The 25,255-nt window shown below is 72.8% G+C and carries 18 protein-coding genes; 5 read left to right on the top strand and 13 right to left on the bottom strand.

Translation table 11 applies throughout. The features are described 5' to 3' along the window. Window positions 1–49 precede the first annotated feature (49 nt). From KVF89_RS24925 to KVF89_RS24895, 7 genes are read right to left on the bottom strand one after another with little or no spacing between them, the layout of a single operon-like run. Window positions 50–2,518, bottom strand: a complete 2,469-nt coding sequence (locus KVF89_RS24925) for a transglutaminase-like domain-containing protein (protein ID WP_257429572.1) — start codon at window positions 2,516–2,518, stop codon at window positions 50–52. Then, complete coding sequence (locus tag KVF89_RS24920) at window positions 2,515–3,801, bottom strand: DUF58 domain-containing protein (protein ID WP_257429570.1); 1,287 nt, start codon at window positions 3,799–3,801, stop codon at window positions 2,515–2,517. The genes KVF89_RS24925 and KVF89_RS24920 overlap by 4 nt, the downstream gene beginning before the upstream one ends. A 4-nt stretch (window positions 3,802–3,805) precedes the next feature. Continuing rightward, window positions 3,806–4,777, bottom strand: coding sequence for an AAA family ATPase (locus KVF89_RS24915; RefSeq protein ID WP_257429569.1), 972 nt, complete (start codon window positions 4,775–4,777; stop codon window positions 3,806–3,808). 42 nt (window positions 4,778–4,819) lie between these two features. Further along, window positions 4,820–10,960, bottom strand: a complete 6,141-nt coding sequence (locus tag KVF89_RS24910) for an Ig-like domain-containing protein (protein WP_257429567.1) — start codon at window positions 10,958–10,960, stop codon at window positions 4,820–4,822. Further along, on the bottom strand, window positions 10,957–12,480 hold the full coding sequence (locus tag KVF89_RS24905) for a serine/threonine-protein kinase (protein ID WP_257429617.1): 1,524 nt from the start codon (window positions 12,478–12,480) through the stop codon (window positions 10,957–10,959). Before KVF89_RS24905 ends, KVF89_RS24910 begins: the two co-directional genes overlap by 4 nt. 7 nt (window positions 12,481–12,487) lie before the next feature. Further along, entirely contained in the window at window positions 12,488–13,609 is a 1,122-nt protein-coding gene (locus tag KVF89_RS24900) for an FHA domain-containing protein (RefSeq protein WP_257429566.1), read from the bottom strand. Window positions 13,610–13,620: 11 nt separating this feature from the next. Then, the gene (locus tag KVF89_RS24895; RefSeq protein ID WP_257429563.1) at window positions 13,621–14,442 is read right to left on the bottom strand and encodes a protein phosphatase 2C domain-containing protein; all 822 of its coding nucleotides are present in this window, start codon (window positions 14,440–14,442) and stop codon (window positions 13,621–13,623) included. A gap of 147 nt (window positions 14,443–14,589) precedes the next feature. On the opposite strand from KVF89_RS24895, the gene KVF89_RS24890 reads away from it, so the two are divergent. Then, complete coding sequence (locus KVF89_RS24890; protein WP_257429561.1) at window positions 14,590–14,961, top strand: FKBP-type peptidyl-prolyl cis-trans isomerase; 372 nt, start codon at window positions 14,590–14,592, stop codon at window positions 14,959–14,961. A 210-nt stretch (window positions 14,962–15,171) separates the two neighbouring features. Here KVF89_RS24890 and KVF89_RS24885 read toward each other — a convergent pair whose 3' ends face one another. The 3 genes from KVF89_RS24885 to KVF89_RS24875 form a co-directional block, all read right to left on the bottom strand. Continuing rightward, window positions 15,172–15,405, bottom strand: a complete 234-nt coding sequence (locus KVF89_RS24885) for an RNA-binding S4 domain-containing protein (RefSeq protein WP_257429614.1) — start codon at window positions 15,403–15,405, stop codon at window positions 15,172–15,174. A 182-nt stretch (window positions 15,406–15,587) separates the two neighbouring features. Further along, window positions 15,588–16,847 (bottom strand): DUF445 domain-containing protein, encoded by a 1,260-nt coding sequence (locus KVF89_RS24880; RefSeq protein WP_257429559.1) that lies wholly within the window; start codon window positions 16,845–16,847, stop codon window positions 15,588–15,590. 200 nt (window positions 16,848–17,047) lie between these two features. After that, window positions 17,048–18,496, bottom strand: a complete 1,449-nt coding sequence (locus KVF89_RS24875) for an MFS transporter (protein WP_257429557.1) — start codon at window positions 18,494–18,496, stop codon at window positions 17,048–17,050. A gap of 76 nt (window positions 18,497–18,572) precedes the next feature. Here KVF89_RS24875 and KVF89_RS24870 point away from each other — a divergent pair, with 76 nt between their 5' ends. Further along, window positions 18,573–19,166, top strand: a complete 594-nt coding sequence (locus tag KVF89_RS24870) for a TetR/AcrR family transcriptional regulator (RefSeq protein ID WP_273475585.1) — start codon at window positions 18,573–18,575, stop codon at window positions 19,164–19,166. Continuing rightward, complete coding sequence (locus KVF89_RS24865; RefSeq protein ID WP_257429553.1) at window positions 19,166–19,834, top strand: Pr6Pr family membrane protein; 669 nt, start codon at window positions 19,166–19,168, stop codon at window positions 19,832–19,834. Before KVF89_RS24870 ends, KVF89_RS24865 begins: the two co-directional genes overlap by 1 nt. A gap of 24 nt (window positions 19,835–19,858) precedes the next feature. On the opposite strand, the gene sigJ is transcribed toward KVF89_RS24865, so the two are convergent. The 3 genes from sigJ to KVF89_RS24850 are packed head-to-tail and all read right to left on the bottom strand — an operon-like array spanning window position 19,859 to window position 23,659. Next, window positions 19,859–20,737, bottom strand: coding sequence for an RNA polymerase sigma factor SigJ (gene sigJ, locus KVF89_RS24860; protein WP_257429551.1), 879 nt, complete (start codon window positions 20,735–20,737; stop codon window positions 19,859–19,861). Continuing rightward, complete coding sequence (locus KVF89_RS24855; RefSeq protein ID WP_257429549.1) at window positions 20,730–21,473, bottom strand: SDR family oxidoreductase; 744 nt, start codon at window positions 21,471–21,473, stop codon at window positions 20,730–20,732. Before KVF89_RS24855 ends, sigJ begins: the two co-directional genes overlap by 8 nt. 35 nt (window positions 21,474–21,508) lie before the next feature. Beyond that, window positions 21,509–23,659, bottom strand: coding sequence for a DEAD/DEAH box helicase (locus tag KVF89_RS24850; protein WP_257429548.1), 2,151 nt, complete (start codon window positions 23,657–23,659; stop codon window positions 21,509–21,511). Window positions 23,660–23,954: 295 nt separating this feature from the next. Between KVF89_RS24850 and KVF89_RS24845 the strand changes: the two genes are divergently transcribed. Together KVF89_RS24845 and KVF89_RS24840 are read left to right on the top strand one after the other, a co-directional pair. Further along, window positions 23,955–24,308 (top strand): hypothetical protein, encoded by a 354-nt coding sequence (locus KVF89_RS24845; protein ID WP_257429546.1) that lies wholly within the window; start codon window positions 23,955–23,957, stop codon window positions 24,306–24,308. Window positions 24,309–24,330: 22 nt separating this feature from the next. Beyond that, on the top strand, window positions 24,331–25,182 hold the full coding sequence (locus tag KVF89_RS24840; RefSeq protein ID WP_257429545.1) for an SDR family oxidoreductase: 852 nt from the start codon (window positions 24,331–24,333) through the stop codon (window positions 25,180–25,182). Window positions 25,183–25,255 lie beyond the last annotated feature (73 nt).

Genomic DNA, 25,255 nt, shown 5'->3' with positions numbered 1-25,255 from the left:
ACTCAAACTGCGCCGGGTCAGCGTTGTTCGAGACTCAGACTGCGCCGGGTCAGCGTCGCCTGAAGGCCAGCACGCGGCGCAGGAGGGTCCGGACCCGCACGACCGGTCCGAGGCCGAGCAGCCACCGGCCCGCGCGGCGGGCGCGGCGTCCCAGGGCCGAGCGGACCCGGCCGAGGCCTGATCGCCATGGCACCGAGGCCAGCGAGAACCGGGCCAGCAGCCGGCGCCACCAGGGGGTCGCCCGGCGCATCCGGCGCAGCGCGGTGTCGACATCGGCCCAGTAGGCACGGGCCTCCTCCGTGGTGGGCTCCCCCTCGCCGTACACGTGGCGATCGGCGGTGTGCGCCAGGGTGACGACGCCGACGGCGTCGTACCGCTCGGTGGCGGCGTAGGCGCTCTCGCGGCGGGTCGCGCCCGGGGTGGGCCGGACGCCGAGGTCGCGCATCCGGTCGGCGAGCTCACGCCACGCACCGCTGAGGCGCGTGGCCGGGTCGCCGGCCTTCCGGCGGCGGCGTCGGCGCAGGAACTTGTAGAGGAGCACGCCCCACAGCGGCGAGAGCAGCAGCGCGACCAACAGTCCGTCGACGACGATGCCGAGGATCGTGCCGAGCACGGCGAGGACGTCGAGCTCCTTGCGCTGGCCGTCGCCCTGCTGAAGGTTGTCACTCGCCTCCTTGGGCTCGCCCGGGACCCGCGGCGGCTGGAGCACCTGCGGCTGCGGGTCCTCGTTGGGGTCGTCGTTGGGGCGGCGGAGCTTCTTGTCCTCCGGCGGGGTCGGGTCGAGGGGCACCCAGCCGGCGCCCTCGAGCTTGACCTCGGTCCAGGCGGTGACGTTCTCACCGCGGACCTCCCCTCCCCCGGGCGGCACCTTGAAGCCCATGACCACGCGGATCGGCAGGTCCATCCGCTGCCCGATCAGCGCCATCGCGGCGGCATACTGCTCGGCGTTGCCGACCGGCGTCGCCGTCTTGGCGAGCACCGCCAGCCGGCTGGCACCGTGACCGGCGGGTACGTCGTCGTCGATGCCGTCGGAGTAGAAGCCGTGCTCGCGGAAGGAGTCGCGCAGGAACTGGGCGAGCTCGCCGCCGGTGCCCCCACCGAAGCCGTCCTCCGTCTGCCACCGCTGGACCCGGTCGACCAGCTCCTCCGGCACGATCGCGGGCGGCGGCAGCGAGACCGAGCCGTCGGCGTCGAGGACCGAGGTCTCCTCGTCGGCCAGGCTCGGCGGAGCGACGGCCTCGACCTCGAAGGTGGTGCCACGCTCGACCCCGCCGATCTGGGCGACGGTGCCGGTCTGCCGATTGATGACGAGCTCCCCGGCGGCGTCGCCGTCGGGGCGGCCGTCCTTGATCGGCGTCAGCGACAGCGTGTCGCCGACGCTCGGCACCCAGACACCGGTGTAGTCGTTGATGGTGATGGAGCCGTGGACCGTCGCCCTCGCGTTGGCGTCCGGGTCGTTGCGCAACCGCCGGAAGGTCCCCGAGTCATGGACCGAGCCCGGGCCGCCGGACACGTTCCACACGATGCCGTCGTAGGTGTCCATGACCGCGAGCCGGACGAGCGACCCGCTCTCGAGCCCGTCGACGGTGAACAGGGACGTGCCGGTCCGCAGCGGCTCCTTCTTGTACGCACGGAACTTCGCCAGCGGGCTCGGGTAGTCGTGCGGGTCGAACGGCGGGTCCACGTGGTCGCGCAGCACCACCCGGGTGGCGTCGGGATCGGCCGTCGCGCCCAGCCCCGCCGCGGCGCCTCCGGCGACACCGACCACGACGAGCGTCGCGAGCACGCGGCGCCCCCAGCGCTGGCGCACGTGACGCAGCGAGCGCCAGCGCAGCCACACCACCCCGACCACCGCGACGACGAGACCGCGGGTCAGCGTCGCCTGGGCCGTGATGTCGCCGAAGGCCGACGCCAGGACGAGCACCAGCCCGAGGACCAGCCCGGCGAGCCCGGACCACCGCGACCGCCAGAGCAGGACGGCGGCGAGCAGGCCGCCGACGAGCCCGGTCGCGAACGGGACGATCAGCACGACGCCGTTCTCGCCGAGCGGTACGGGCAGCGTCAGCGACTCCCGCCAGGTGTGGACCAGGCCGACCACGAGGTCGTGCAGCGAGTCGGCCGTGGGGAGCAGGCCGTTGCGGGCCCGGTCGGGGACCACCACGGCCGATCCGACGCCGAGGTACGCCGCAGCGGCGGCGAGCGCGGTCAGCCAGGGCCCCCACCGCCACCGGGCGCCCAGGAAGGCGATCACCACACCGAGACCGAGCCCGACCGTGACCGCGAGCAGCCAGCGCTGCCCGGTGTAGGCCTCTCCCAGCGGCCACGCGCAGAGCGTCCCGAGGCCCACCACGAGCACGGCGTCGACCAGGATCAGCCACCACGGCGGCAGGGCCCCGCGGCCCCGACGCCGGTCTGGGACGATGAGCACCGGTCCGCTCTGGCTGGCCGAGCGGACCGGGGGCGCGATCGGCCCGCTCGCCGGTGGGTGCTGGGGGTGACTCATGGGCGGCGACGTCATGCGGACACCCGTCGTACGGCGACGCCCAGCTCCTCGAGCCGGCCGACCGTGGCGACACCGAGGTCTCCGAGCCAGCGCACGGAGGGCTCGTGGCCGACCAGGCAGCGCACCGCGATCACCCGGGTGTCGACCGGGAGGTACTGCCGCGCGCGGCGCAGGTCGGTGATCGTCACACCTGAGCCGATGCACAGCACCATGACGCTGGCGGCGAGCTCGTCGACGCTGAGATGACGGGTCACGTCGACCAGCCGCCGCGCCTGCCAGTCGTAGGTGAGGCCGGACAGGCCGTCGAGGAACCGCTGGGCGCCGGTCGCGGGCAGCGACGCGTGTGACGTCACGGCGCTGAGCTGCTGACCGTCGGCGAGCGCCTGGGTGCCGAGGGAGCCCGCGACCGAGATGGCCAGCTCGAACTCGTCGTCGCTCGAGTAGTCCTCCAACCGGGAGCTCACCATCGTGAGCAGGTGGGAGCGCCGGGTCTCCTCGAACTGGCGGACCATGAGCGTGCCGGTCTTCGCGCTCGACTTCCAGTGGATGTGGCGCCGGTCGTCACCGGCGACGTACCCGCGCAGCGCGTGGAAGGAGACGTCGTTGTCGGAGACCTTGGGGACCGTGCGGCCCTCGAGGTCACGGATCAGGCCGGCGGCCGAGCCGTCGACGCGCAAGGTCTTGGGGTGCACGTAGAGCGTGTCCATCTCGCTGAGGTGGCGCTCCCGTCGCAGCAGACCGAGCGGGTCGGACCGCACGGCCGTGACCGGCCCGACGTCGAGGACGGCCCGGTGCGCGGTCGGGACGGCGAACAGCTCCTCGTGCTCGGCGCCCGGTGCCAGGCCGGGGAGCTCGAAGGCGGCCCGTCCCGCACCGACGGGGAACTCGACGACCAGCGACCGCGACCTGCGTGCGCTCGGGTTGGCGACGGTGAGGTAGCCGTTGGCCCGCTCCCCCACGATCACCCGGTCCCGGGCGAGGTCCAGACGCGCCAGCAGCGGGAGCCGCCCAACCACGAAGACGATCGCGATCAGCAGCACCAGGGCCAGGAAGATGCCGCCGACGAGCAGCTCGCGCCAGCGCAGCAGCGGCCCGGCCACCAGCAGCGCCACCGCCATCACCGCCACCACCCAGCCGGCCGCGGTCACCGCGCCGGTCACCGGTGCCACGGCGTGCCGGACCCGCCGGGTGCGCTCGGCGACGTCGTCGCGCAGCCGACCGCCCAGCGCCTGCCGGCGCCGGGAGAGGTCGGTGAGCACCCGGCGCGCGCCGGCCGCCCAGGAGCGGGGACCCTTCATCGGTTCATCGGCCGGCGGGCTCCAGGGGGACGGAGACGCGCTCGAGGACCCGGCGGACGACCTCCTCGGTGGTCGTGCCGCGGAAGTCCTCCTCGGGGTCGAGGACCATCCGGTGCGCGAGCACCGGGACCGCCAGCGTCTTGACGTCGTCGGGGACGACATAGCTGCGGCCGTAGGACAGGGCCCAGGCGCGGGCCGCGCGGACCAGGGCGAGGCCGGCACGCACGCTGGTGCCGAGGACGACCTCCGACGCCTCGCGGGTGCCCTCGGTGATGCTCGAGACGTACTCGTAGACGCCCGGCTCGACGTGCACCTGCTGGGCCAGCCGGATCAGGTGCAGCACGTTGTCGCCACTGATGATCGGGCGCAGCACGGTGGCGGCCTTGCCCTTCGGCGCGTTGGCGAGGATCTGGACGGTGCTCTCATGGTCGGGGTAGCCGAGCGAGGTCTTGACCAGGAACCGGTCCAGCTGGGCCTCGGGCAGCCGGTAGGTGCCGGCCTGCTCGATCGGGTTCTGGGTGGCGATCACGATGAACGGCTGGTCGACCGGGTGGGTCACGCCGTCGACGGTGACCTGGCTCTCCTCCATCACCTCCAGCAGGGCCGACTGGGTCTTCGGCGAGGCGCGGTTGATCTCGTCGGCGAGGACCACGTTGGAGAAGATCGGCCCCCGGTGGAACTCGAACTCCTGGCTGCGCTGGTCGAAGATCGTCACGCCCGTCACGTCGCTCGGGAGCAGGTCGGGGGTGAACTGGATCCGGTGGTGGTCGCCCTGGATCGTCTGGGCGATCGCCCGGGCCAACGAGGTCTTGCCCGTGCCCGGGTAGTCCTCGAGGAGCAGGTGTCCCTCGGCCAGGAGCGTCACGAACGCGAGCCGGACGACCTCGTTCTTGCCGACGATGGCCTGCTCGACGTTGGCGACCAGCTGGGCGAAGGTCTGCGAGAACCACTCGGTCTCTTCGGTGGTGAGCGACATGGTGTCCTTTGCGGGTTCGGGCGGATCGTGGTCGGAGCGCGCTCAGCGCACGGGAGAGTTCCTGCTGATGCCGCCGGTCGTGATGGTCGCGTAGCCGCGACCGGTGACCCGGCAGTTGGTCTGGCCGCCCGCGATGTAGTTGAACGAGCCGCGGACAGTGGCATCGAAGCTCGGGCAGTTGTCGGCGTTGACGACACTCAGCCCGTTGAGGGTGACGCGGGCGAGATGGTCGGAGTTCACGAAGCCGGCCCCGGTCACCCGCACCGCGCAGGACGCGTCGGCGTCGTCGCTCGAGCAGCTCAGGCTGACGCTCAGCTCCCGCTCCTTCGAGATGCCCGTGAACGTCTTGACGTCGCTGTAGCGGCGGCTGTCGTCCGGCGCGTCCGAGACGGTCCGCGCCCTGATGGTGACCGACGTGTCCCCTTCCGGGACCTGCTGCTGGAAGCGCGACTTGTCGAACCAGTTGGTCCCGTCGAGGCTGTACTGCACGCCCGTGACCGGTCTGCCGTTGGCCGTGCCCTGCTCGATGTCGAGGACGACCCAGTAGTAGTCCCCGCTCCGGAGCGAGTCGACCTCCGGGATGCCGGGCTTGCCCCAGGTGTCGACCCCGGACACCGAGTCCGACTGGCCGGGGACGGCGTCGTTGCCGTTGTAGGTGACGGGCCAGACCTTGACCTCGTGACTGCCGTTGGTCGGGAAGGTGAAGTTCGCGCCGCCGCTGGGAGCCGCGTTCACCGTCGTGGCCAGACCGTCGTTCGACTGGACGACGTAGTGGCGGATCGCGAGCCCACCGTCGTCCGCCGGCGGGTCCCAGGCGAGCGTGGCCGTCTTGTCGGACTGCGAATCGCCGACCTCGCGCAGGTTGCGCACCGGGCCGGCCTTCGTCCACGGCCGGCCCGAGACACTCGGGCTGCGGTCGCTGGTGCCGGCGTCGTTGGTGGCGGCCACCGTGAAGGTGAACGTCTGGCCCTTCCGGATGCCGTCGGCCGGGTCGAAGGTCTTGGACGAGGTCGACGCGTCCACGACGTACTGGGGACGGCCGCAGCCGTTGCAGGTGATCGTGTAGCTGGTGATCGCGTTGCCGTTGCTCTGCGAGTCCGACCACTTCGACCAGTCGATCCGCACCCACGGCTGCTGGTTGTAGGGGCTGTCCTCGCTCGCGGTGAGCTGGGGCGGAGCCCCGGAGCGCATCGGGACGCCGAACGGCGCGACCGCCTTGGACGGCCCGGAGAACTGCCGGCGTGGCTCGACGTCGTTGACCGCGCGGATCTCGAAGGCGTACGGCGTCCCGTTGGTCAGCCCCGGAATGACCATCGAGGTCGCGTTGCCCGACGCCTGCAGCGTGCGGTTGCTGCCGGCCTCCTTGATCTCGTACGCCGTGATCGCCGATCCCTCGTTGGGGGGCGGGGTCCAGCGCAGGGTGAGCTGCCGGTCCATCCGGCCGCCGGTCGGCTTGGACTCGTTCACGATGACGGGCGGTGTCATCAGGTCGGGGGCCTTGTTGGGGATGATCTCCTCCGACGCCGGGCTCTCCTCGCCCCACCCCTCGCTGTTGTGGGCCAGCACCGTGAACGTATAGGCCTTGCCCGGCGTGAGGTTGACGAGGCGGCACGTCGTCGCCGTGCAGGTCTGCCGGAAGCCCTGGGAGCCGCGGACCTCGTACTCGTCGATGACAGCGCCGTTGGCCTCCGGCTCGCGCCAGGTGAGCACCGCGGAGGACGCCTCGACCGAGGACAGGGTCGGCCGCTGCGGCGCGCCCGGCACATCGACGACCTCGACCTTGATCCGGGCCGTGATCTCGCGGGCCCGGTCGCCCGAGGCATCGGCGACCGTCACCTTGATGGTGGACGTCCCGGTCGCGGAGGGCGTGAAGGTCACGACGGAGCCGTCGGTCTCGAGGCCGGTGAGCCCGTTGCCCTCGAGACGCGGGTTGCTCGCCTCGATCGGCTCCCCCGGATAGGGGTTCACGGCGTAGTCGGAGAGGTCGACCGCCATCGACTTGCCCTTGGTGGCCGCGACCGTGATGGCCGGGACCTGCAGCAGCGGTCGGTCGCTGTCGACGACGTGCACGGTCACGGTCGCCTCGGCCTGCCCGCCGTGGCCGTCGTCGGCGACGATCTGGACCGCCAGCGAGTCGCCGTCCTTGGGTCCGCCGCCGGCCTTGATCGACAAGATGCTGCTCTCGGCGCCGATCTGGGCGTCCAGGCCCTGGTCCGCGGACTGCACCGTCCACGTCATGGTGGCCAGGTCGTCCTGGTTCGCGTCGCGGGTGAGGCCGGCGAGATCGACCTCCGCGGCGTCACCGTCGACCGTGACGTCAACCGCGGCGCCGCGCATCACCGGCGCCACGTTGCCCGACGGCTTGACGTCGATCGGGATCGTCAGCAGTGACGTGAGGGCGGCGTCCTCGGCGGCCGTCCGGCCGTCGCTGACCTTGACGGTGACCGAGGCGGGGCCGACGTGGCCGCGCGCCGGGTCGAACCGGAGCGACGTGGGCTCGCCCTCCACGGGCTCCACCCCGCCGTTGACGGCGCTGGGCAGGGAGTCGGGGGCGATCTGCGGCTCCCGGCCGGCGCGGGTGACGACGAGGTCCTTGAGGTCGAAGACCACCGGCTCCCCGGCGATCGCCTCGACGGGGACCCGCGCCTTGTCGGTCGTCAGCTGCGGCGGGACGTTGTCGGTGCCGGTGACGTAGATGACGCCGAACGTGCCGGTCGACTCCTCATCGGCGTCGTCGAGGCTGTAGAGCACGACCTGGTCCTCGGCCTTGAGCCGCACCCGGACGGCTGCCTCGCCGACGACCTCGCAGCTGCCCCGTTTGCCCGCGTCGCAGGCGCTCACGCGTAGGTCGGCCTTCGCGCCGTCGAAGTCGAGATCGTTGTCGAGAACGGGGATCTCGACGGAGGCGCCGGGCTCCTTGCCGATGATGTCGCTCAGGTCCGCGACGTCGTCGCGGGCGATGGGCGCGTAGAACGGCGCGTCCTTGCTCGCCGACACCTTGAGCACGGCGTTGTCCTTGGCTCCCGCCGCGTCCTCGATCGTGTAGCCGATGTTGGTCGCCTGGGCACCGGTGTCCGGAGCGCTGCCGACGTCGAGCTCGATGAAGCCGCTCTCGTGCTCGGCGGGGGTCGTGCTGTTGAGCTTCTGGATGCGCAACGGGTCGTCGTCGGGGTCGACGTCGTTGGTGAGGACGTTGTAGGAGATGGTGCGGTCGGGCTGCACGAGGACGCTGTCGTCGAGCGCGACCGGGGGCTGGTTCTCCGTCTCCTCGGGTACGACGCCCACGCGCACCTCGGCCACGCCCGTGGCGCCGTACTTGTCCTGCACGAGGATCTGGAAGAAGTCGGTGCCGGTCTTCTCCTCGAACGCCTCGTAGCGGATCCAGTCGACGCCGGTGTCGAGCACCCGGCCGAAGGACGGCGCGGTGAGGATGCTGCGGAAGGTCACCGAGTCGCCGTCGGGATCGGCACCGACGAGGTCGACGGAGATCACCTTGGGACGCCCGGCGATCACCCGGTCGATGATGGGCTGCGGCAGGGGCGGGTGGTTGTTCTTCGCCGAGTCGGCCACGACGTAGACGCTCACCTCGGCGGTGGCCTTGAGCCCGTCGGCGTCGCGCACGCCGTAGATGGCCGAGTAGGTGCCCGGCTCGTCGGGCGCCCGGAGTCGCAGCGTGTCACCGGCCACCCAGATGTCGAGGCCCTGGGGGTCCAGGTCGGACTGGAACAGGCGGGGCTTGCCGCCGTCGGGGTCCGAGTCGTTGTCGAGCACGGGGATGGTGGTGACCGAGCCCGCGCGCACGGTCACCTGGTCCTTGTTGGCGACCGGGTGACGGTTCTCCTGCGTGGAGCGCCGCTGGGAGATGACGAGCTGGCCCAGGGCGGAGCTGCGGCCGTCGGACACGACGTACTCGACCGTCGCCTGCTGTCCCACGATGTCGGTGGCGGAGCTGATCACCGCGAGCCGCTTGTCGACGACCGACACCTTGACCCCGGGGATCGACGGCCGGCCGACCCGCTTGACGACCAGGACGTCGCCGTCGGGATCGAGGTCGTTGAGCAGCAGGTCGACCTGCGCCGTGCCACCCGGGGTGATCACGGCCTTGTCGCGGACAGCGACCGGTGGGCGGTTGTCCTTGGGGGGCGACTCGATGTCGAGCCGGATGAAGGACGACTCGGTGGCGGAGGAGTTGTAGGCGGAGTACTCCAGGTAGTAGCTCTTCGCCTTCGAGGAGAAGAAGGTGAAGGTGCCGGACTCGAGGTCCTTGGAGACCTTGGTGCCCTCGTCGTCACCCACCACCTTCACGCCCTTGAGCGTGAGGTCGGTGCCCTCGGGGTTGCGGTCGTTGGTGAGCGGCTGGACCACGACCTGGGTGCCCGCGACGCCGGAGGTCAGGTCCGGGACCAGCTCGGGAGGCGCGGCGTCACCCAGGATGTCGACGGAGAGCTTGCCGACGAAGCTGTCGACCCCGTCGTCGATGGTGTACTCGATCTCGCTCACCGGCGAGCCCGCACCGGTGTCGGAGAACGTGATCGTGCCGTCGGGACGGAACTCGACCTCACCACCGGGCGCGGTCGCGTCGGTCAGCGTGAGGTCGTCGCCGTCCATGTCGTAGAAGTCGGCGAGCAGGTAGTAGCTGGAGGACGCCCCCTCGGCGACCCGGAGCCGGGGCTCGCGGTCGTCCATCCGCCGCGGTCGCTCGTTGGTGCCGTCGGTGCGGATCTGCAGCCGCACCTCGGCCCGGACCTCCTCGTTCACACGACCGTCGGTGACGTAGTAGTAGAAGGTCGACACACCCGTGGCGTCGGCGGGGACCGCGACCTGGAGCTGGGTGCCGCCTCCGACGATCCGCACCTCGAGCTCCGGACCGCTCACGTGCTGGGTCTTGGCGATGCTGATGATGTCGCCGTCGGGGTCGTGGTCGTTGAGTGCGACGACGGGCAGCACGGTCGAGCGGCCGGGGCGGGCGCCGAGGTCGTCGTCCTGCGGCTCGGGAGGGCGGTTCTCCTGGTCGGGAACCTCCTCGGTCGTCTCCTTGAGCTTCGACTTGTTCTGGTTCTGCGGATCGACCGCGGGCCAGTTGTCGATCTTGGCCTTGCCGGGGTCCTGGACGAGCCAGCTGTCGCCGGTGCGGCTGTCGTTGAGGACCACGACGTCGCGGTTGACCCGGAACAGGAGGTCGGCGCCCTCCTGCATCCCCGGGATCGGCGAGCTGTCGTCGTCGGCCGTGCCCGGGCAGTCGCGCAGGTAGTTGTTCGGCGACTGCGGGTCCGACCAGGCGGCGTACACGCAGCCGGTGTTGGTCATCTGCACCGGCGCGGCCGGCGCCCCGGACACCTCGCCGCGACCCGCCCGGGCCAGGTCGCCGCCGCGGACCGGCGTGACCTGCAGGCCCTCGACGGTCGCGAGGTAGAGGTCCTCGCTCTCGCCGGAGGGCTGCTGGAGCTGGAGTCGGGACGGATCCGAGGTCTCGACGACCACCGGGTCGGTGCCGGGACGGCTCAGCTCGAGGCTGTTGCGGTTGTAGAGCACCGGAGTGTCGCCGACGACGGTCATCGCCACCATCGCGGGGTCGGTGCCGACCTTCTCGCCGAGCTCGATCTCGTCACCGGCCACGGCGTTGCCGGTCTCGTCGAGGGTGTAGGGCGTGACCTTGCCGTCGCGCCCCAGCACGTAGGCACGACCGTCGGCCCCGACGGCCGCGCGCAGGGCGCCCTTCAGGTCCGGCGGGGTGGTCTTCGCCGAGAACCCACGGAACCGCTCGGCCGAGCGGACCCAGGCCTTTCCGGTGACGGGGTCGACGACCGCGAAGGTGGAGCCGCCGTTGGCGACGACGGCACCGGTCGGCAGGCTCGTCGGCTCGAGCGCCGCGGCGTGCGGGATGTCGACCTGCTTGACCGCACGGTCGGCGGACGCGTCGTCGACGTACAGGCTGGTCGCCCGCTGGAAGATGTCGAAGTCGACGCTCCCGGACTCGACGCCGAGGTCGAGCTCCTTGATCTGCGGGTTCAGCCGGGCGACGAGGCCGAGGTCGCGGTTGGTGACCCACACCCCGCCGTCGTTGAGCTCGACCTCGGTGAAGGGCTTGCCGTCGTGCTGGTAGGCCAGCACCACGAGCGTGCCGAGACCCAGCGCCAGCGCCGTCGCGGACGCCGTCTTGCGCCACTTCCGGAAGGTGCTCATCCGCCCACCGCGCAGACCTGGTCGGAGGGAGCCGACGGCGGGCTGCCCTCGCGGGACAGGACCACCTGGATGCACACCGTCGCGCCGCGCTCGACGGTGAGCGTCTTGCTGGTGGCCTCGGTGTACTCGGGCTCGGTCTGCTGGGCGCCGTCGCCGGTCAGCAGGACCTTGAACTCGTCGCCCGCGCGGGGATCCTGCTGGGTCCAGGTGAAGGTCAGGCGCTTGCCCTTGCCGGCCTTCGCCACCACCGGCGCAGGCGGTACGTCGATCAGCTCGACCGGATCCGGCGGCTCCTCGCCGCGCAGGGGGCCGTCCTCGGGACCGTCGTCGCCGGCGGCGCCGGCCATGAGGGCGTACCCGACGCCACCGACCAGCGCGGCCGCGACCAGACCGACGCCGATCCGGGCGGGCAGGCCGAGCCTGCGCTCGACCGAGCGTTGGGGGGCGGGACGCCGCGGCCCCTGCCGCCGCGAGGAGCTGCCGCCGGTCGCGCCCGTGCCCCCCGTGTCCGCGTGAGCCCTGTGCCCCCCGCGACCGGGACCGAGCGTGTGCTCGCCGGGGTCCGGCCGGACCTGTCCCGGCCGGTCCTGGACCGCGGCCGGGATGATGACCGAGACCGGGCGGACCAGGGTCCGGGCGTCGTTGGGGTGCTCCTCGCCCAGCGCCGACGGCGAGGCGTCCATGACCTCGAGCCGGGTCGGGGACTGCCGCAGCTCGATCTGGACGTCCTGGAGCTGACGGCCGAGCACCATCGCGGACACCGGTCGCTTGTCGACCTCGACCGACATCGAGCGGCGCAGGACGTCGACCAGCGAGGCCGGGACGTCCGGCCGGCGCAGCGGGGTCAGCTGACCGCGCTCGATCCGCGTCATCAGGCTCGCGTTGTCGTTGGGCGCGTCGCGCCGCTCGAAGGGTGGGTGGCCGATGAGCAGCGAGTAGAGGGTCGCGGCGAGTGAGTAGACGTCGCTGCGCACGTCGTGGCTGTCGGCACTCAACGACTCCGGCGGCGACCACGGGATCGACAGGCCCTGGGCGCCCGCACCGGTCTCTCCCACGACCGACGCGATGCCGAAGTCGGTGAGCAGCGGGACGCCGAACGTGCTGGTGAGGATGTTGTGCGGCTTGATGTCGCGGTGCAGGATCCCCGCCCGGTGGGCGGTCTCGACGGCGCTGGCGATCTTCACACCGATGTCGAGCACCTCCGCGACCGACAGGGGCTGGCTCCGGTAGCGCTGCGCGACGTGCGGCGGCGGGCAGTACTCCATGACCAGGAAGGCCCGGCCGTCGGAGCTCACCCCGGCCTGGTAGATCGGCACGATCGAGGGGTGACTCGACAGCTGCGCCATCACGTTCGCCTCGGCGCGGAACAGCTCGATGGAGGCCACGTCGCTGCCACTGCGCAGCACCTTGATCGCGACCTGCCGGGTCGGCAGCTCCTGCTGGTAGCGGAAGACGTCGGCGAAGCCGCCCTCGCCGACGAGGTCGACGAAGGCGAAGCCCGGGATCTGCGGGGCGTGCATCGTCAACTCAGACCTCCTCCGGCGCGGGCACGACCGTGGCTGTCAGCCCCTTCGAGAGCGTGAGGACGTCACCGATCGCGACCTCCGTCGCCACGCCGCGGTCCAGCGGCACGGGGACCCGGCCCTGGCGGGTCAGCAGCGTGCCGTTCGTGGACCTGTCGGTCACGGTGACCCGGGTGCCGTCGGCGGACACCTCCAGGTGGGTGCTGGAGACGTACGGGTCGTCCAGGGTGACCAGCGCCGGGAGGTTCTGGCTGCCACCTACCTGCTGGATGCGGGGGCTGCGGCCGATGAGCACCCGGCGTCGTACCGGGACGGTCCGACCGGTCGAGAGCGCCAGGGCGACCGCCGGCCGCTCGGGCACGACCGGCGGAGGGGCGGCCGGTGGGGCGGCCGTGGCCGCGCGCAGCGCCTGCAGCTGCGCGGGCGTGATGGTCCGTCCGTCGTGCTCGGCGGACTCGGGCAGCAGGTCGGCGACAGGTGCCTGCCAGCCGGGCGGCGGCGCGGACGGCGGCGGCGTGGCCGGCAGGGGCGCGGACGGCGGGGGCGGAGCCGGCGGACTCGGCGGGGTCGGCGGCGTGGCCCGGCTGCCGCGGACCACCGTGTAGTCGGACGCCGGCGACATCGGCAGCGCTGCCGCCGGAGGTGCGGGAGCCCGGGGCGCCGCTGCCACCGCCACCGGCGCGGACGCGGGTGTGGGTGCGCTGGTGGGACGCACGACGGGACGCCAGGTCACGCCGGCGCTGCGGACCACACCCGCGGTGAGGGGGAGCACGGGGCCGACAGCCGGCGTACCGAGGGGCACGACCTCGACCACCGCGCCCGGAGCCAGGGTCGCGGAGGCCTCGGTCCACATCGTCGCGTCGCGACCGTCGACCGAGAACCCGTCGACGCGGACGACGAGCCCGCCGCGGACGAGGATCCGCGCCTCGGCGCCGTCGACCCGCACGGCGGCGAACTCGGGAAGGGCGCGCAGGTCGCCGCGGGAGAGCACCTCGACGATCGTCGGCGCCTCGAGATCGCGGTCGAGGAGCAACGCGACCTCGGCGAGCCGGTCGGGCGTGCTGACGACCACGCCCTCGCCGGTGACGAGGGTCGCGAGATCGCCCGCGACGTAGGTGGAGGTCATCGCCGCCCCGCTCATCCGATCCCCCGCGGACAGGGCTCGGTGTTCTCGGACGCGGGGGCGACGCCGCCCTCGGCCACGACGTCGACGAGGACCACCGTCACATTGTCGTGCCCGCCCGCGGCCACCGCGGCGTCGACGAGGGTGTGGACGGTGAGGTCGGGCGACATCCCCTCCGAGAGGATGTGCAGGATGGCGGTGTCGGACAGCTCCGAGGTGAGGCCGTCGGAGCACAGCAGCAGCCGCGAGCCGGGCTCGGCGGGGACCAGCGCGAAGTCGGCCTCCGACCGGGTCAGCGCACCGATCGCCCGGGTGATCACGTGCCGCTCCGGGTGGCCGAGCGCCTGGTCGCGGGTGAGGTGGCCCGCGTCGATGAGCTCCTGGACCACCGAGTGATCGGTGGAGATCTGCTCGAGAACGCCGTCGGCGTACGTGTAGGCGCGGGAGTCGCCGATGTTGGCGAGCAGCCAGTAGCCGCGGTCGTCCTCCAGGACGTAGGCCGCCGTCACCAGCGTCGAGCCGGGGGCGGAGCTGAACTGGGCGGCCAGCGACGCGACCCGGTGCTGCGCGGTGACGATCGCCGCCTCGACGTCGGCCGGCTGCACCTCGTGGAGCGAGGCCAGGGACTCGAACGACTCGACCACCAGCCGGCTCGCGACGTCGCCGCGGGCATACCCGCCCATGCCGTCCGCGACGAGGAACACCGGAGGTGCGACCAGCGAGGAGTCCTCGTTGACGCTGCGAACCCGCCCCGGATGGGTGCCCGCCGCGTGGACCAGGCGTGTCGCTCGGCCCGGCGACGACCAGGACTCGGCACCCGTCACACTGACCCGCACCGCTCGAACCCCCGGAGACCGTCCCATGCCCCATCCACCCACCGGCTGGGACGCTGGAGGGCAGCCTAACCCGCCACAGGGCGTCGTAACCCTATCCACGGGACACTCGTGACCGACGCCAGGGACGCCTCCCATTAGGCTGACGGGATGAGCGAGAAGCCCGAGATCGACTTCGTCGACCCCACCCCGCCCACCGACCTCGTCATCACCGACCTCACCGTCGGCGACGGCGCCGAGGCCACCGCCGGGAGCACCGTGTCGGTCCACTACGTCGGCGTGGCACTGTCCAGCGGCGAGGAGTTCGACGCGTCCTACAACCGCGGCACGCCGCTGCAGTTCCGCCTCGGCATCGGCCAGGTCATCCAGGGCTGGGACACCGGCGTGCAGGGCATGAAGGTCGGCGGGCGCCGCCAGCTCGTCATCCCGCCGCACCTCGGGTACGGCGACCGCGGTGCCGGTGGCGTCATCAAGCCGGGCGAGTCCCTGATCTTCGTCGTCGACCTGCTCGAGGTCCGCTGACGTCGCTCCGGCCAGCCCCTGCCCCGGCCCCGGCCGCCGCAGAGCAGCGTCGGCCCGGAGCCGAAGGGAGCGAGGAACGAGCGACCGGAGGCGGAGGGAGGCGCTGCTCTGCGTGCCGGCGGCTTGCCGCCAGGCGGAGGGCGGGCCTACGGAGGCCAACCGCGCGTGCGGCAGCGCGGCGCGACGAAGGAGCGACGCGCTCGCACCAGTTCACCAGGGCAGGTTGTCCGGGACGTCCTCGTCGGACACCCGGGCGGCCTGTCCCTGCAGCTCCACGACATCGCCGAGGGCGAGCTGACGGCCGCGGCGGGTCTCGACCTCACCGTTGACCCGGACCAGGCCGTCGGCGATCGCCGGCTTGGCCTCGGCGCCCGACTCCACCAGGTTGGCGAGCTTGAGGAACTGGCCGAGCCGGATCGACTGGTCGCGGATCGGGACGTCCATCGGCTCGGGCACCTCCTCACCCTACGCATCGGCTGCGGTTCAGTCTGAGCCGGGTCGGCGCCCTATCCGGTTCAGTCTGCGCCGGGTCGGCGCCCTATCCGGTTCAATCTGAGCCGGGTCGGCGCCCTATCCGGTTCAGTCTGAGCCGGGTCGGCGTCTCCTGGGGTTCAAACTGAGCCGGGTCAGTGGATCGTGACCGACACGGTGTGGATCAGGACGCCGACCAGGCCACCGACGATGGTGCCGTTGATCCGGATGAACTGCAGGTCGCGGCCGACGTGGAGCTCGATGCGGCGAGCGGCCTCCTTCCCGTCCCAACGCTCGATGGTGTGGGTGATGACGGTGGTCAGCTCGGCGCCGTACCTGTCGACGGCGAACACCGCGGCGTCGGCGGCGAGCCCGTCGAGGCGCTCACGGAGAGCGGCGTCGGAGCGGAGCCGGGCGGAGGCGCCCTCGATCTCGACCAGCAGCCGGCGGCGTACGGCGCCCCGGGGGTCGCCGAGCGAGGAGAGCAGTGCCTTGCGCAGCGCCTGCCACAGCGAGATCGCGCTGGCGATCACGGCCGGGTGGTCGAGGACGCGGTCCTTGAGCCGCTCGGCCCGCTCCTGGGTGGCGGGGTTGGCGAGCAGGTCGTCGGCGAGCTGCTCGAGCATGGAGTCGAGGGCCCGCCGGGCGCGGTGGTCGGGCTTCTCGCGGATCTCGCCCACCCACCGCACCATCTCGAGGTGCAGCCGGTTGATGACGTAGGTGTTGACCGAGTCCGGCGCCCACCAGGGCGCCCGCTCCCCCAGCACCTCGTGGACGGTGTCGGGGTTGGCGAGCAGCCAGCCGTGCATCTCCTCGAGCATGAGGTCGACCAGCCCGTGATGGAGGTCGTCGCGGATCGCCTCGGCGAGCAGCCCGCCCAGCAGCGGGGCGATCGGCTCCTCGCGGAACCGGGGCACCAGCGCCTCGGTCACCAGCGCCTCGATGTGGTCGTCGCGGACCTTGCCGAGCGCGAGGGCGGCGAGCTCGGAGCCTTCGGCGACCACCCGCTCCGCGTTGGCGGGAACGGCGAGCCAGTCCCCCACCCGCCGGGAGATCTGCACACCCAGCACCCGCTCGCGGATGATGTCCTCCTGGAGGAAGTTCTCCCCCACGAACTCCTCGAGCCCCTTGCCGAGGTCGTCCTTGCGCTTCGGGATCAGCGCGGTGTGCGGGATCGGCAGGCCCAGGGGGTGCTTGAACAGCGCGGTCACCGCGAACCAGTCCGCGATGGCGCCCACCATGGACGCCTCCGCGCCCGCGTTGACGAAACCCCAGGCACCCTCCTGGCCGAGGGTGGCGACGTAGACGGCGGCGGCGAGCAGGAGCAGCGACACCGCGACGGTGCGCATCCGGCGCAGTGCACTGCGCCGGACGGCGTCGGCCGTCGGGTCGGAGGGGATCAGCGGGCCGGACACGCACCCATCCTTGCCTACCGGGGCGAGCCCCTTCGGTCGGCGGACGCATCACGGCCCCGGGGCACGAGGCCCCGGGGCCGTCACCAGGCCGGGCGGAACCCCCCAGTCACCGCGGTGCCTCGTTCGCCCGGCTCAACGATCGGGCTCCGGAGAGGTTCCGGACCTGCCTGTGATGGGTGGTCACGGCTATCGGCCGGTGCTCAGCGGGACGCCGCGGCAGTCCGGGCCCGCGGCACCAGCGCGGCGAGCAGCACCCCGAGGAAGGCAGCGGCCGCACCCACCCCGAAGCACACCGCGAAGGCGTTCTCGGTCGGCAGGGCGTAGCCGCCGACCTCGATGGTCGAGGCGGTCAGGACGGCGGCCATCACCGCGGCGGAGGCGCTCGTGCCGATGGATCGCATCAGCCCGTTGACGCCCACGGCCGAGCCCGCCTCGGCGAGCGGGACCGACTCCAGGATCAGGGTCGGCATGGCGGCGTACCCGATGCCGACGCCGGCCGAGGTGATGCAGCTGGCGACCATCAGCTGCCAGGGCGCGTCGGTGAGGAAGAGCGCGAAGAGGTAGCCGAGGCCGAGCACGGTGCCGCCGACCATCAGCGTCACCCGCGCCCCGACCACCCGGATCAGTCGCCCCGAGACCGGCGAGAACACCATCATCACGAGGCCTCCCGGCGCCATCCACAGACCGGTCTCGAGCAGGCTCTGCCCCAGCCCGTAGCCGGTCGCGGTGGGCGACTGCAGCAACCGGGGTACGACGATCGCCTGGGCCATCATGCCGAAGCCGATCGCGATCGCGGCGACGTTGGTGAGCAGCACCGGGCGGCGGGCCGAGACGCGGAGGTCGCACAGCGGGTCGGAGACGCGCAGCTCGTAGCTGCCCCAGGCGAGGAGCACCAGCACGCCGGTGATCAGCAGGCCAAGGGTGCGGCCGTGGCCCCAGCCCCACTCGTTGCCCTTGGAGACGGCGACCAGGACGGCCACCAGGCCGACGGCCAGTCCCAGGGCCCCGACGGCGTCGAACCGACCGGGCGTGGCGTCCCGCACGTGCGGCACCAGCAGGACGACGGCCAGGGCGACCAGGACCGCGAGGCCGGTCGACACCCAGAACAGGGCGTGCCAGCTGAAGTCCTCGACGATCCAGGCCGACAGCGGCAGGCCGATCGCGCCGCCGACGCCGAGGGTCGCGCTCATGGCGGCCATCGCGGTGGCGGTCAGGCGCGGCGGGGTGACCTCACGCAGCAGCGCGATGCCGACGGGGATGAAGCCCATCGCGAAGCCCTGGAGCAGACGCCCGGCCAGCATCGGCACCAATGTGCCGCTGAGCGCGCAGACGAGGGATCCGAGCACAAGCAGGACGGCGCTGACGACCAGGATCCGCTGCTTGCCGTACAGGTCGCCGAGCCGTCCGGAGATCGGCATCGCGACCGCGCCCGCGACCAGGGTCGCGGTCACCACCCACGAGGCGTTGGCCTCGGAGGTGTGGAGCAGGCGGCCGAGCTCTCCCTGGATCGGGATGACCATGGTCTGGGTGAGCGAGGCGACGAGGCCGCCGAGGCAGAGGACCGCCACCGTGAGGAGGGGTGAGCCCGGCGTACCCGCGCCCGTCGTGCCGAGGGCGCCGGTCGTCGGAGCGGAGGAGGACGCAGTCACGACCGCTGAGTCAACGGCGTTGACGCGGCTGTGTCAACACCGTTGACGGATCTCGGTCATGCCCTACGGTTGCGGTGTGACGCACCCCTCTCCCGACGCGAGCCGGCTCCGGCCGGCGGGCCTGGCCACTCGCGCCGCGATCGAGGACGCCGCGCGCACCCTGTTCGCCGAGCGAGGCTTCGACGGCGCATCGGTGCGCGGGATCGCCGCGGAGGCGGGGGTCGACCCGGCCCTGGTGATCCGCCACTTCGGGTCCAAGGAGGCCCTGTTCCTGCGCACCGTCGACACCTCCCTGGGCATCGGCTCGGTCCTCGACGGACCGCTCGAGAGCGTCGGGCGCCGCCTGGTGGCCTACTTCATGGATCCCGCGCGGCCGGTGATCCGCAAGCGCTACGTGGCGCTGGCCCAGGCGGCGCAGCACGACCAGGTCCGCGACGAGATGAACCGGCACACCGCTGAGACGTACGTCGCCCCGCTGGCCCCCCGCCTGAGCGGTGCGGACCCCGAGCTGCGGGTGGCGCTCGCCGTCGCCCAGCTCGCCGGCCTGCTCAACCTGCTCTTCCTCCAGCGCGACCCCATCGTCGCCGCCGCCGATCCCGACGTCGTCATCGCGACGTACGGCGACGCGATCCAGCGGCTGCTCACCCCACCCGATCCCGAGGAGGCCTGATGCGCGGCGCCCGCGGCTGGCACACCCTGACCGCGGCGATCGCGATCGCCGCGCTCGTCCTCCAGCTCGTCCTGGTCGTCCAGGGCGGCCGGGTCCTCGACGAGACGCAGCCGCCGGGCCTCGGGCTGCGGCTGGCCCGGTTCGTCGCCTACTTCACGATCCAGAGCAACCTGCTGGTCGCCGTCGCGGCGGCGATGCTGGCCCGCGACCCGCTCCGCGACGGCGCCGGCTTCCGCGTCCTGCGCCTGGCCGCGACCGTGGGCATCACGGTCACCGGCCTTGTCCACTTCTTCCTGCTCCGCCCGCTGCTCGAGCTGCACGGCGCCGACTGGCTCGCCGACAAGATGCTGCACATGGTCGTGCCGCTGGTGGCGGTCGTCGGCTGGCTCGCCTTCGGGCCGCGGCCGCGAGTCGACGGGCGCGCCGTCGGGGTGGCGTTCGGCTGGCCGATCGCCTGGCTCGCGGTGACCCTCGCCGTCGCCGGGCTGACCCGGTGGGTGCCCTACCCGTTCCTCGACTTCCGCGAGGAGGGCTGGGGCTCGGTGGCGGTGGTCTGCGTCGGCATCACCGCGCTGTTCGGTGCCGTCATCCTCGGCCTCCGGTACGCCGACCGGCGACTCACGCCCTCCGGCACCCCCTCGACGACCGGCGCGGTGCCGGAGCGGTAGGGCGCGGCTCCTCACCCTAGGCGCTCAGCGGTCGACGGCCGCCAGCTTCGCCGGCGCCCGCAGGATGTCCACGCGCGTGGCCCGGTCGCCGGCGACGGTGAGCACGATCAGCGAGGTCAGCAGGCCGTGCTCGCGCAGCCCGATCGCGGGAGCCCCGTTGACGCCGAGCAGCTCGATCTCGACCTCGCCGACGTACTTGGCGACGAGCCCGGCGAGGAAGCGCGCCGACCGCTCGGCGCCGTGCACCGGACGGCGGGCCGCGCTGACGGCGCCACCGCCGTCGGAGGTGACGACGACGTCGGGGTCGAGGGTGGCGACGAGTGCGTCCAGGTCGCCGCCGGCCGCGGCGGCGAGGAAGCGCCCGAGGACGGCCTCGTGCTCGCTCCGGTCGACCTCGAACCGGGCCGGCTGGGCGGCGAGATGGGCGCGGGCGCGGGAGGCCAGCCGGCGGACGGCCGCCGGCGTGCGGCCGACGACGGAGGCGACCTCGGGGAAGCCCATGCCGAAGACGTCGTGCAGCACCCAGGCGGTGCGCTCGGCCGGGGAGAGCGACTCGAGGACGACGGCCAGCGCGTAGCTGACGGTCTCGTCGAGGGTGACCCGGTCGGCCGGGTCGGGGGCGGCGTCGACATAGGGCTCGGGCAGCCACGGGCCGACGTACTCCTCGCGGCGCACCCGCGCCGAGCGCAGCACGTCGGTGGCGGCGCGGGCGACGGCGACGGTCAGCCAGCCGGTGAGGTCGCGGACCGGCCCACGGGCGTCGGCGTCGACCAGCCGGGGCCAGCAGTCGGCGACGACGTCCTCGGCCTCGGCGCGGCTGCCGAGGATGGCATAGGCGACGCGCACCATCCGCGGGCGGAGGGCGTCGTACGCCTCGGCGAGCCCCTCGCGCGGGTCAGGCACGAGCGAGCCACTCGTCGAAGGTCTCCCTGCCGAGCGTGGCGCCCTCGCCCGGCAGCAGGCCGCCGGCCTTGGCCTGGCGCCCGGCCCTTCCGGCCATCGGCACCGGGACGACGAGGCGCCGTGACCCGCGCGCACGGAGCACGCGCCGCACCATGACGTCCATCGCCTCGGGCCGCGGTCCGGCGAGGTCGGGCAGCAGGCCGGAGGGCCGGTCGACGGCGGCCGCGACGAGCTCGACGGCGACCTCGCGGGCGGCGATCGGCTGGGTGCGCATCCGCAGTCCCAGCGCGAGCGGTCGCGGGCTGCGGTCGATGACCTGACCGGCGAACTCGTGGAACTGGGTCGCGCGCAGCACCGTCCAGGGCAGCGGTCCGGCCGCGACGAGATCCTCCTGGCGGCGCTTGCCGAGGTAGTAGGGCAGGTCGACCCGGTCGCAGCCCACGATCGAGAGCGCGACGTGGTGGCGCACCCCGACGACCGCGCCGGCCGCCAGCAGGTGCCCCGTCGCCGCCCCGAAGAAGGCGACCGACCGCTTCGCCCTCATCGTGTCGACATTGCTCGCGTCGATGACGGCGTGCACGCCCTCGAGCGCGGTCGCCAGGCCCGCTCCGGTGGTGAGGTCGACCCCGGCGGAGCGGGCGATGACGACCGGCGTCGCGCCCGCTCGGCGTACCTCCTCGACCACCATCGCGCCGACCAGTCCCGTGCCGCCTGCCACGGCGATCTTCATCTCCATGCCAGGAGGACGAGACGGGTCGGCGGAATGTGACATCAGTCCCCGCGGGCCTCCAGCGCCGCCGTGAGCAGCGCGACCAGCGCCTCGGTCTGGAGGTCGATGGCACCGCCCTCGGCCTGCTCGCCGGCGCCGTCGAGGGCGCGGGCGGCGAGCCCGGCCTTCTTGTCGATCAGCTCCGCGATACGAGTGTCGAGGGTCTGGGTCGCGATGACCCGCCAGGCGGTGACCGGCTCGGCCTGGCCGATCCGGTGCACCCGGTCGATCGCCTGGGTCTGCTCGGCGTCGGTCCAGGAGAGCTCGGCGAGCACCAGGTTGGAGGCGACCTGCAGGTTGAGGCCGACTCCGGCGGCGGTGAGCGAGCAGACCGCGACCTGGACGTCGGGGTCGTTGACGAAGGCGTCGATCTCCTTCTGCCGGGTCGTCGAGCTCTGGTCCCCACGCACCGAGCTGTAGCGGATGCCGCGCTCGGCGAAGGTCCGCTCGGCGGTGTCCATGACGTCGATGTGCTTGGCGAAGAACACGACCTTGCCGACGTTGCGGGCCAGCTGGGCGGTGTAGTCCGCGGCGAGACCGGCCTTGGCCTGGCCGATCCGGCGCATCATCGTGAAGACGTTCTCGCCCGTCTTGGTCGAGTTGTCCTCACGCTCCCAGCCGGCGACCTGGCGGACCAGGCGGTGGTCGATGCCCTCGACCTCGGCTCCGGTACGGCGGGTGGCGATCGCGGCGTCGTACCGCTCCACCATCCGGCGGGCCAGCTCCTGCTCGGCCTTGCGGATGGAGCGGCCGGCCTCGCCCTCGAGCTCGACCGGGATGTCGGCGATCCGCCGGGCGGGGATGTCGGCGGCGACGTCGATCTTGCGGCGCCGCGCGATGCCCTGCTCGATGACGGCGCGACGGGCGGCCGGGTAGAACGCCGGGTCGGCCGGCGTCAGGCCGGTCTCCTCCAGGGCCTCCATCAGCGCGCCGCGCGGCACCACCTCGTCGATCCAGCCGAGGAACTGCCAGATGGCACGGAAGTCCTCGATGTCGTTGATCAGCGGGGTGCCGGTCAGCGCCATCATCAGCGGCCGCGCGATCCGGGAGCGGATCCGCGCGGCGATCTCCAATACGTTCTGCGAGCGCTGCGAGGTCTTGTTCTTGATGTAGTGCGCCTCGTCGACGATCATCCCGCGGAACCCGTGAGTGCCGAGCCAGCCGACGTGGCGGTCGAGGATCTCGTAGTTGACGACGAACACGTCGGCGTAGCCGTCGGCGTCGTCACCGTCGCCGTGCAGCACGGTGGCGCGACGGTGGGGCGTCCAGATCTCGACCTCGCGGGCCCAGTTGGTCTTGACGACATTGGGGACCACGGCGAGCAGCGGGAAGGCGCCGGCCGCCTCGGCGGCGAGCAGCGCCTGGGCGGTCTTGCCGAGGCCGGGCTCGTCGGCGAGCAGATAGGTCCGGTGCCCCTCGGCTGCCGAGGCGATGAGCTGTGCCTGGTGGGCCATCAGCTCGCGGCCGACCGGCGCATGCCGGCCGGTGAGCGCGGTCAGCTGGTCGGCGTCCGGCAGCGGCATGCACGCCGGCGTGTCCGCCGCGGCCCGCTCGAACGAGCGGAACAACGGCTCGAGCAGCTCCCACCCGGCCAGCCGGCGCGGCGGCACGACGACCTGGGCGTGGGTGAAGTCGGGCGTCAGGAACGGGTGCGAGAGCTGGTAGGACTGCACCGACATCGGCACCACCCGCTTCTCGGCGAGGGCGGCCAGCTCCGGGTCGACGACGACCGGCTCGGGCTCCGGCTCGGGCTCGTCGACGCCCGCCTTGCGCAGCAGCTCGCGCCGCATCGCCTTCGCCGACTCCGTGACCTCGGCGTTCTCGTCGAGCAGCGTGAACAGCGTGCTGTCCCGTGCCGCGGTCTGGGCGAGGATCGTCGCGATCCCGTCGAGTCGCTTGAGCTCCTCCCCACGGCGGCTGTCGGAGAGGGCCGGGTCGGTCTTGACCCGGGCCCGCTCCTCACGCGCCAGCAGCGCGACGACCTGGAACTTCGCGCGCACCTCCGGCATCGCCGAGCGGCGGGCGACCGCCGCCTCGACCTCGCGCACGGCGCGCGCCAGCTGCGGGATGATGCCCTCTTCATTGCGACGCGTCCGCGTCGACTGCGGGTTGCGACGCTGCTGCGTCGCGCCCCGCTGGCCTCCTCGAGCCACAAGCGTCCTTCCCAGCGGCCACCGACGGACGGCGGCGCAGGTTTCCTCGGCTGGTTCCGCCGGCGGCTCGCGCTGCTGCGGGAGGGCGCCGACCGGGCGTACGTCACCGGTTCCCGTCGGGAGGACGGCATCCAGTGGTGCGGCCAGCGTACCGCAAGCCCCACCCCGTCCGTGGGCAGCGTCCGGCCGGCGCGAGTCTCGCGGCCTGGCGGCGGCGTCCGGAATGGGAACGGGGAGGACCGCACCCGGTGCATCTGCCGACAAGCCCCGCGCAGGCGTGATCGACATCGATCCGATGAACCCCTTTGATCGGATCCAGGTCGATCGTCCAGGGCCCGATCCGGCGGGGACCGGCCACGCAGCAGCCGGCCCGGGCTCACTCGGTGATCGGCACCTGGTGATGGGCCGGGGCGAGGCCTCGGTCTGCCTGCAGCATCCCGGCTTCGACATCGACGTGACCGTCACCGCGACGACACCGGCCCTGGCCGACGTGTTCCAGGGCTACTGCTCGTGGCACGAGGCGGTCGATGCCGGCCGGATCCAGGTCGCCGGCCTCCCCCGCCTCCTCGACGCGCTGCCGCGCTGGTTCCTGTGGAGCCCGTGGGCGGCCGTCACCCGGGAGCGGGCGGATCGCACGCCCACCAGATAGAACCTGTTCTAGAGTCGGCGGCGTGGGTACCTACGCAGTGACCGGCTCCGCCTCCGGCATGGGCGCGGCGGTCGTCGGCCGGCTGGTCGGCGACGGCCACACCGTCATCGGCGTCGACCTCAAGGAGGCCGACGTCGTCGCCGACCTCGCCACCCCCGACGGCCGGCGTACGGCGGCCGCCGCGGTCCTCGCGCGGGCCGGCGGCACGCTCGACGGCGCCGTCCTGGCGGCGGGCCTGGGGCCGGCTCCCGGGCGCGAGCGCTCCCGGCTGATCGCCGAGGTCAACTACCTCGGTGTCGTCGAGCTCCTCGAGGCCTGGCGCCCCGCCCTGGCCGCGGCCGAGCGGGCGAAGGTCGTCGTCTTCTCCAGCAACGCGACCACGACGATGCCGATGGTGCCGCGCCGCACGGTCCGCGCCCTCCTCGACCGCGACGTCGCGAGGGCGCTCGGCACCCTCGACCGGTTCGGGAGGATGGCACCGTCCTTCGCGTACGGCGCCAGCAAGATCGCTGTCAGCCAGTGGGTCCGCCGCGAGGCGGTGACCCGGGAGTGGGCGGGTGCCGGCATCCGGCTCAACGCCATCGCGCCGGGCGCGATCCGCACGCCCCTGCTCGAGCAGCAGCTCGCGACGCCCACCGAGGCGCGGCGGATCAGGGCGTTCCCCGTCCCCGTCGGCGGCTTCGGCGACCCCGACCAGCTCGCCGCGTGGGTGGTGCTCATGCTGTCCGACGCCGCGGACTTCCTGTGCGGCAGCGTGGTGTTCGTCGACGGCGGCTCCGACGCCTGGTTCCGGGCCGGCGACTGGCCGCGGCCGGTGCCGGCGGTGCGGCTGCGCCGCTACCTGGCGCGGATGAAGGAGTTCCGCGCGTACTGATCCCACGGCGCGGCATGGGATTCGGCGTGAGCGCCGCCACTTGAAACGAGTTGCGCAACTAGTTGCATAGTCC

It is taken from the genome of Nocardioides carbamazepini (assembly GCF_024614185.1).
GTDB classification, from domain to species: domain Bacteria; phylum Actinomycetota; class Actinomycetes; order Propionibacteriales; family Nocardioidaceae; genus Nocardioides; species Nocardioides carbamazepini.
The sequence above is the reverse complement of the archived record's forward strand: the minus strand, read 5'-3'. Positions and strand labels throughout refer to the sequence as shown.

Coding starts and splice junctions, on each gene's coding strand:
- KVF89_RS24900 (WP_257429566.1), bottom strand. CDS start 13,609: ATGACCTCCACCTACGTCGCGGGCGATCTCGCGACCCTCGTCACCGGC.
- KVF89_RS24885 (WP_257429614.1), bottom strand. CDS start 15,405: ATGGACGTCCCGATCCGCGACCAGTCGATCCGGCTCGGCCAGTTCCTC.
- KVF89_RS24920 (WP_257429570.1), bottom strand. CDS start 3,801: ATGAAGGGTCCCCGCTCCTGGGCGGCCGGCGCGCGCCGGGTGCTCACC.
- KVF89_RS24910 (WP_257429567.1), bottom strand. CDS start 10,960: ATGAGCACCTTCCGGAAGTGGCGCAAGACGGCGTCCGCGACGGCGCTG.
- KVF89_RS24845 (WP_257429546.1), top strand. CDS start 23,955: ATGAACCCCTTTGATCGGATCCAGGTCGATCGTCCAGGGCCCGATCCG.
- KVF89_RS24915 (WP_257429569.1), bottom strand. CDS start 4,777: ATGTCGCTCACCACCGAAGAGACCGAGTGGTTCTCGCAGACCTTCGCC.
- KVF89_RS24865 (WP_257429553.1), top strand. CDS start 19,166: ATGCGCGGCGCCCGCGGCTGGCACACCCTGACCGCGGCGATCGCGATC.
- KVF89_RS24925 (WP_257429572.1), bottom strand. CDS start 2,518: ATGACGTCGCCGCCCATGAGTCACCCCCAGCACCCACCGGCGAGCGGG.
- KVF89_RS24890 (WP_257429561.1), top strand. CDS start 14,590: ATGAGCGAGAAGCCCGAGATCGACTTCGTCGACCCCACCCCGCCCACC.
- KVF89_RS24855 (WP_257429549.1), bottom strand. CDS start 21,473: ATGGAGATGAAGATCGCCGTGGCAGGCGGCACGGGACTGGTCGGCGCG.
- KVF89_RS24905 (WP_257429617.1), bottom strand. CDS start 12,480: ATGCACGCCCCGCAGATCCCGGGCTTCGCCTTCGTCGACCTCGTCGGC.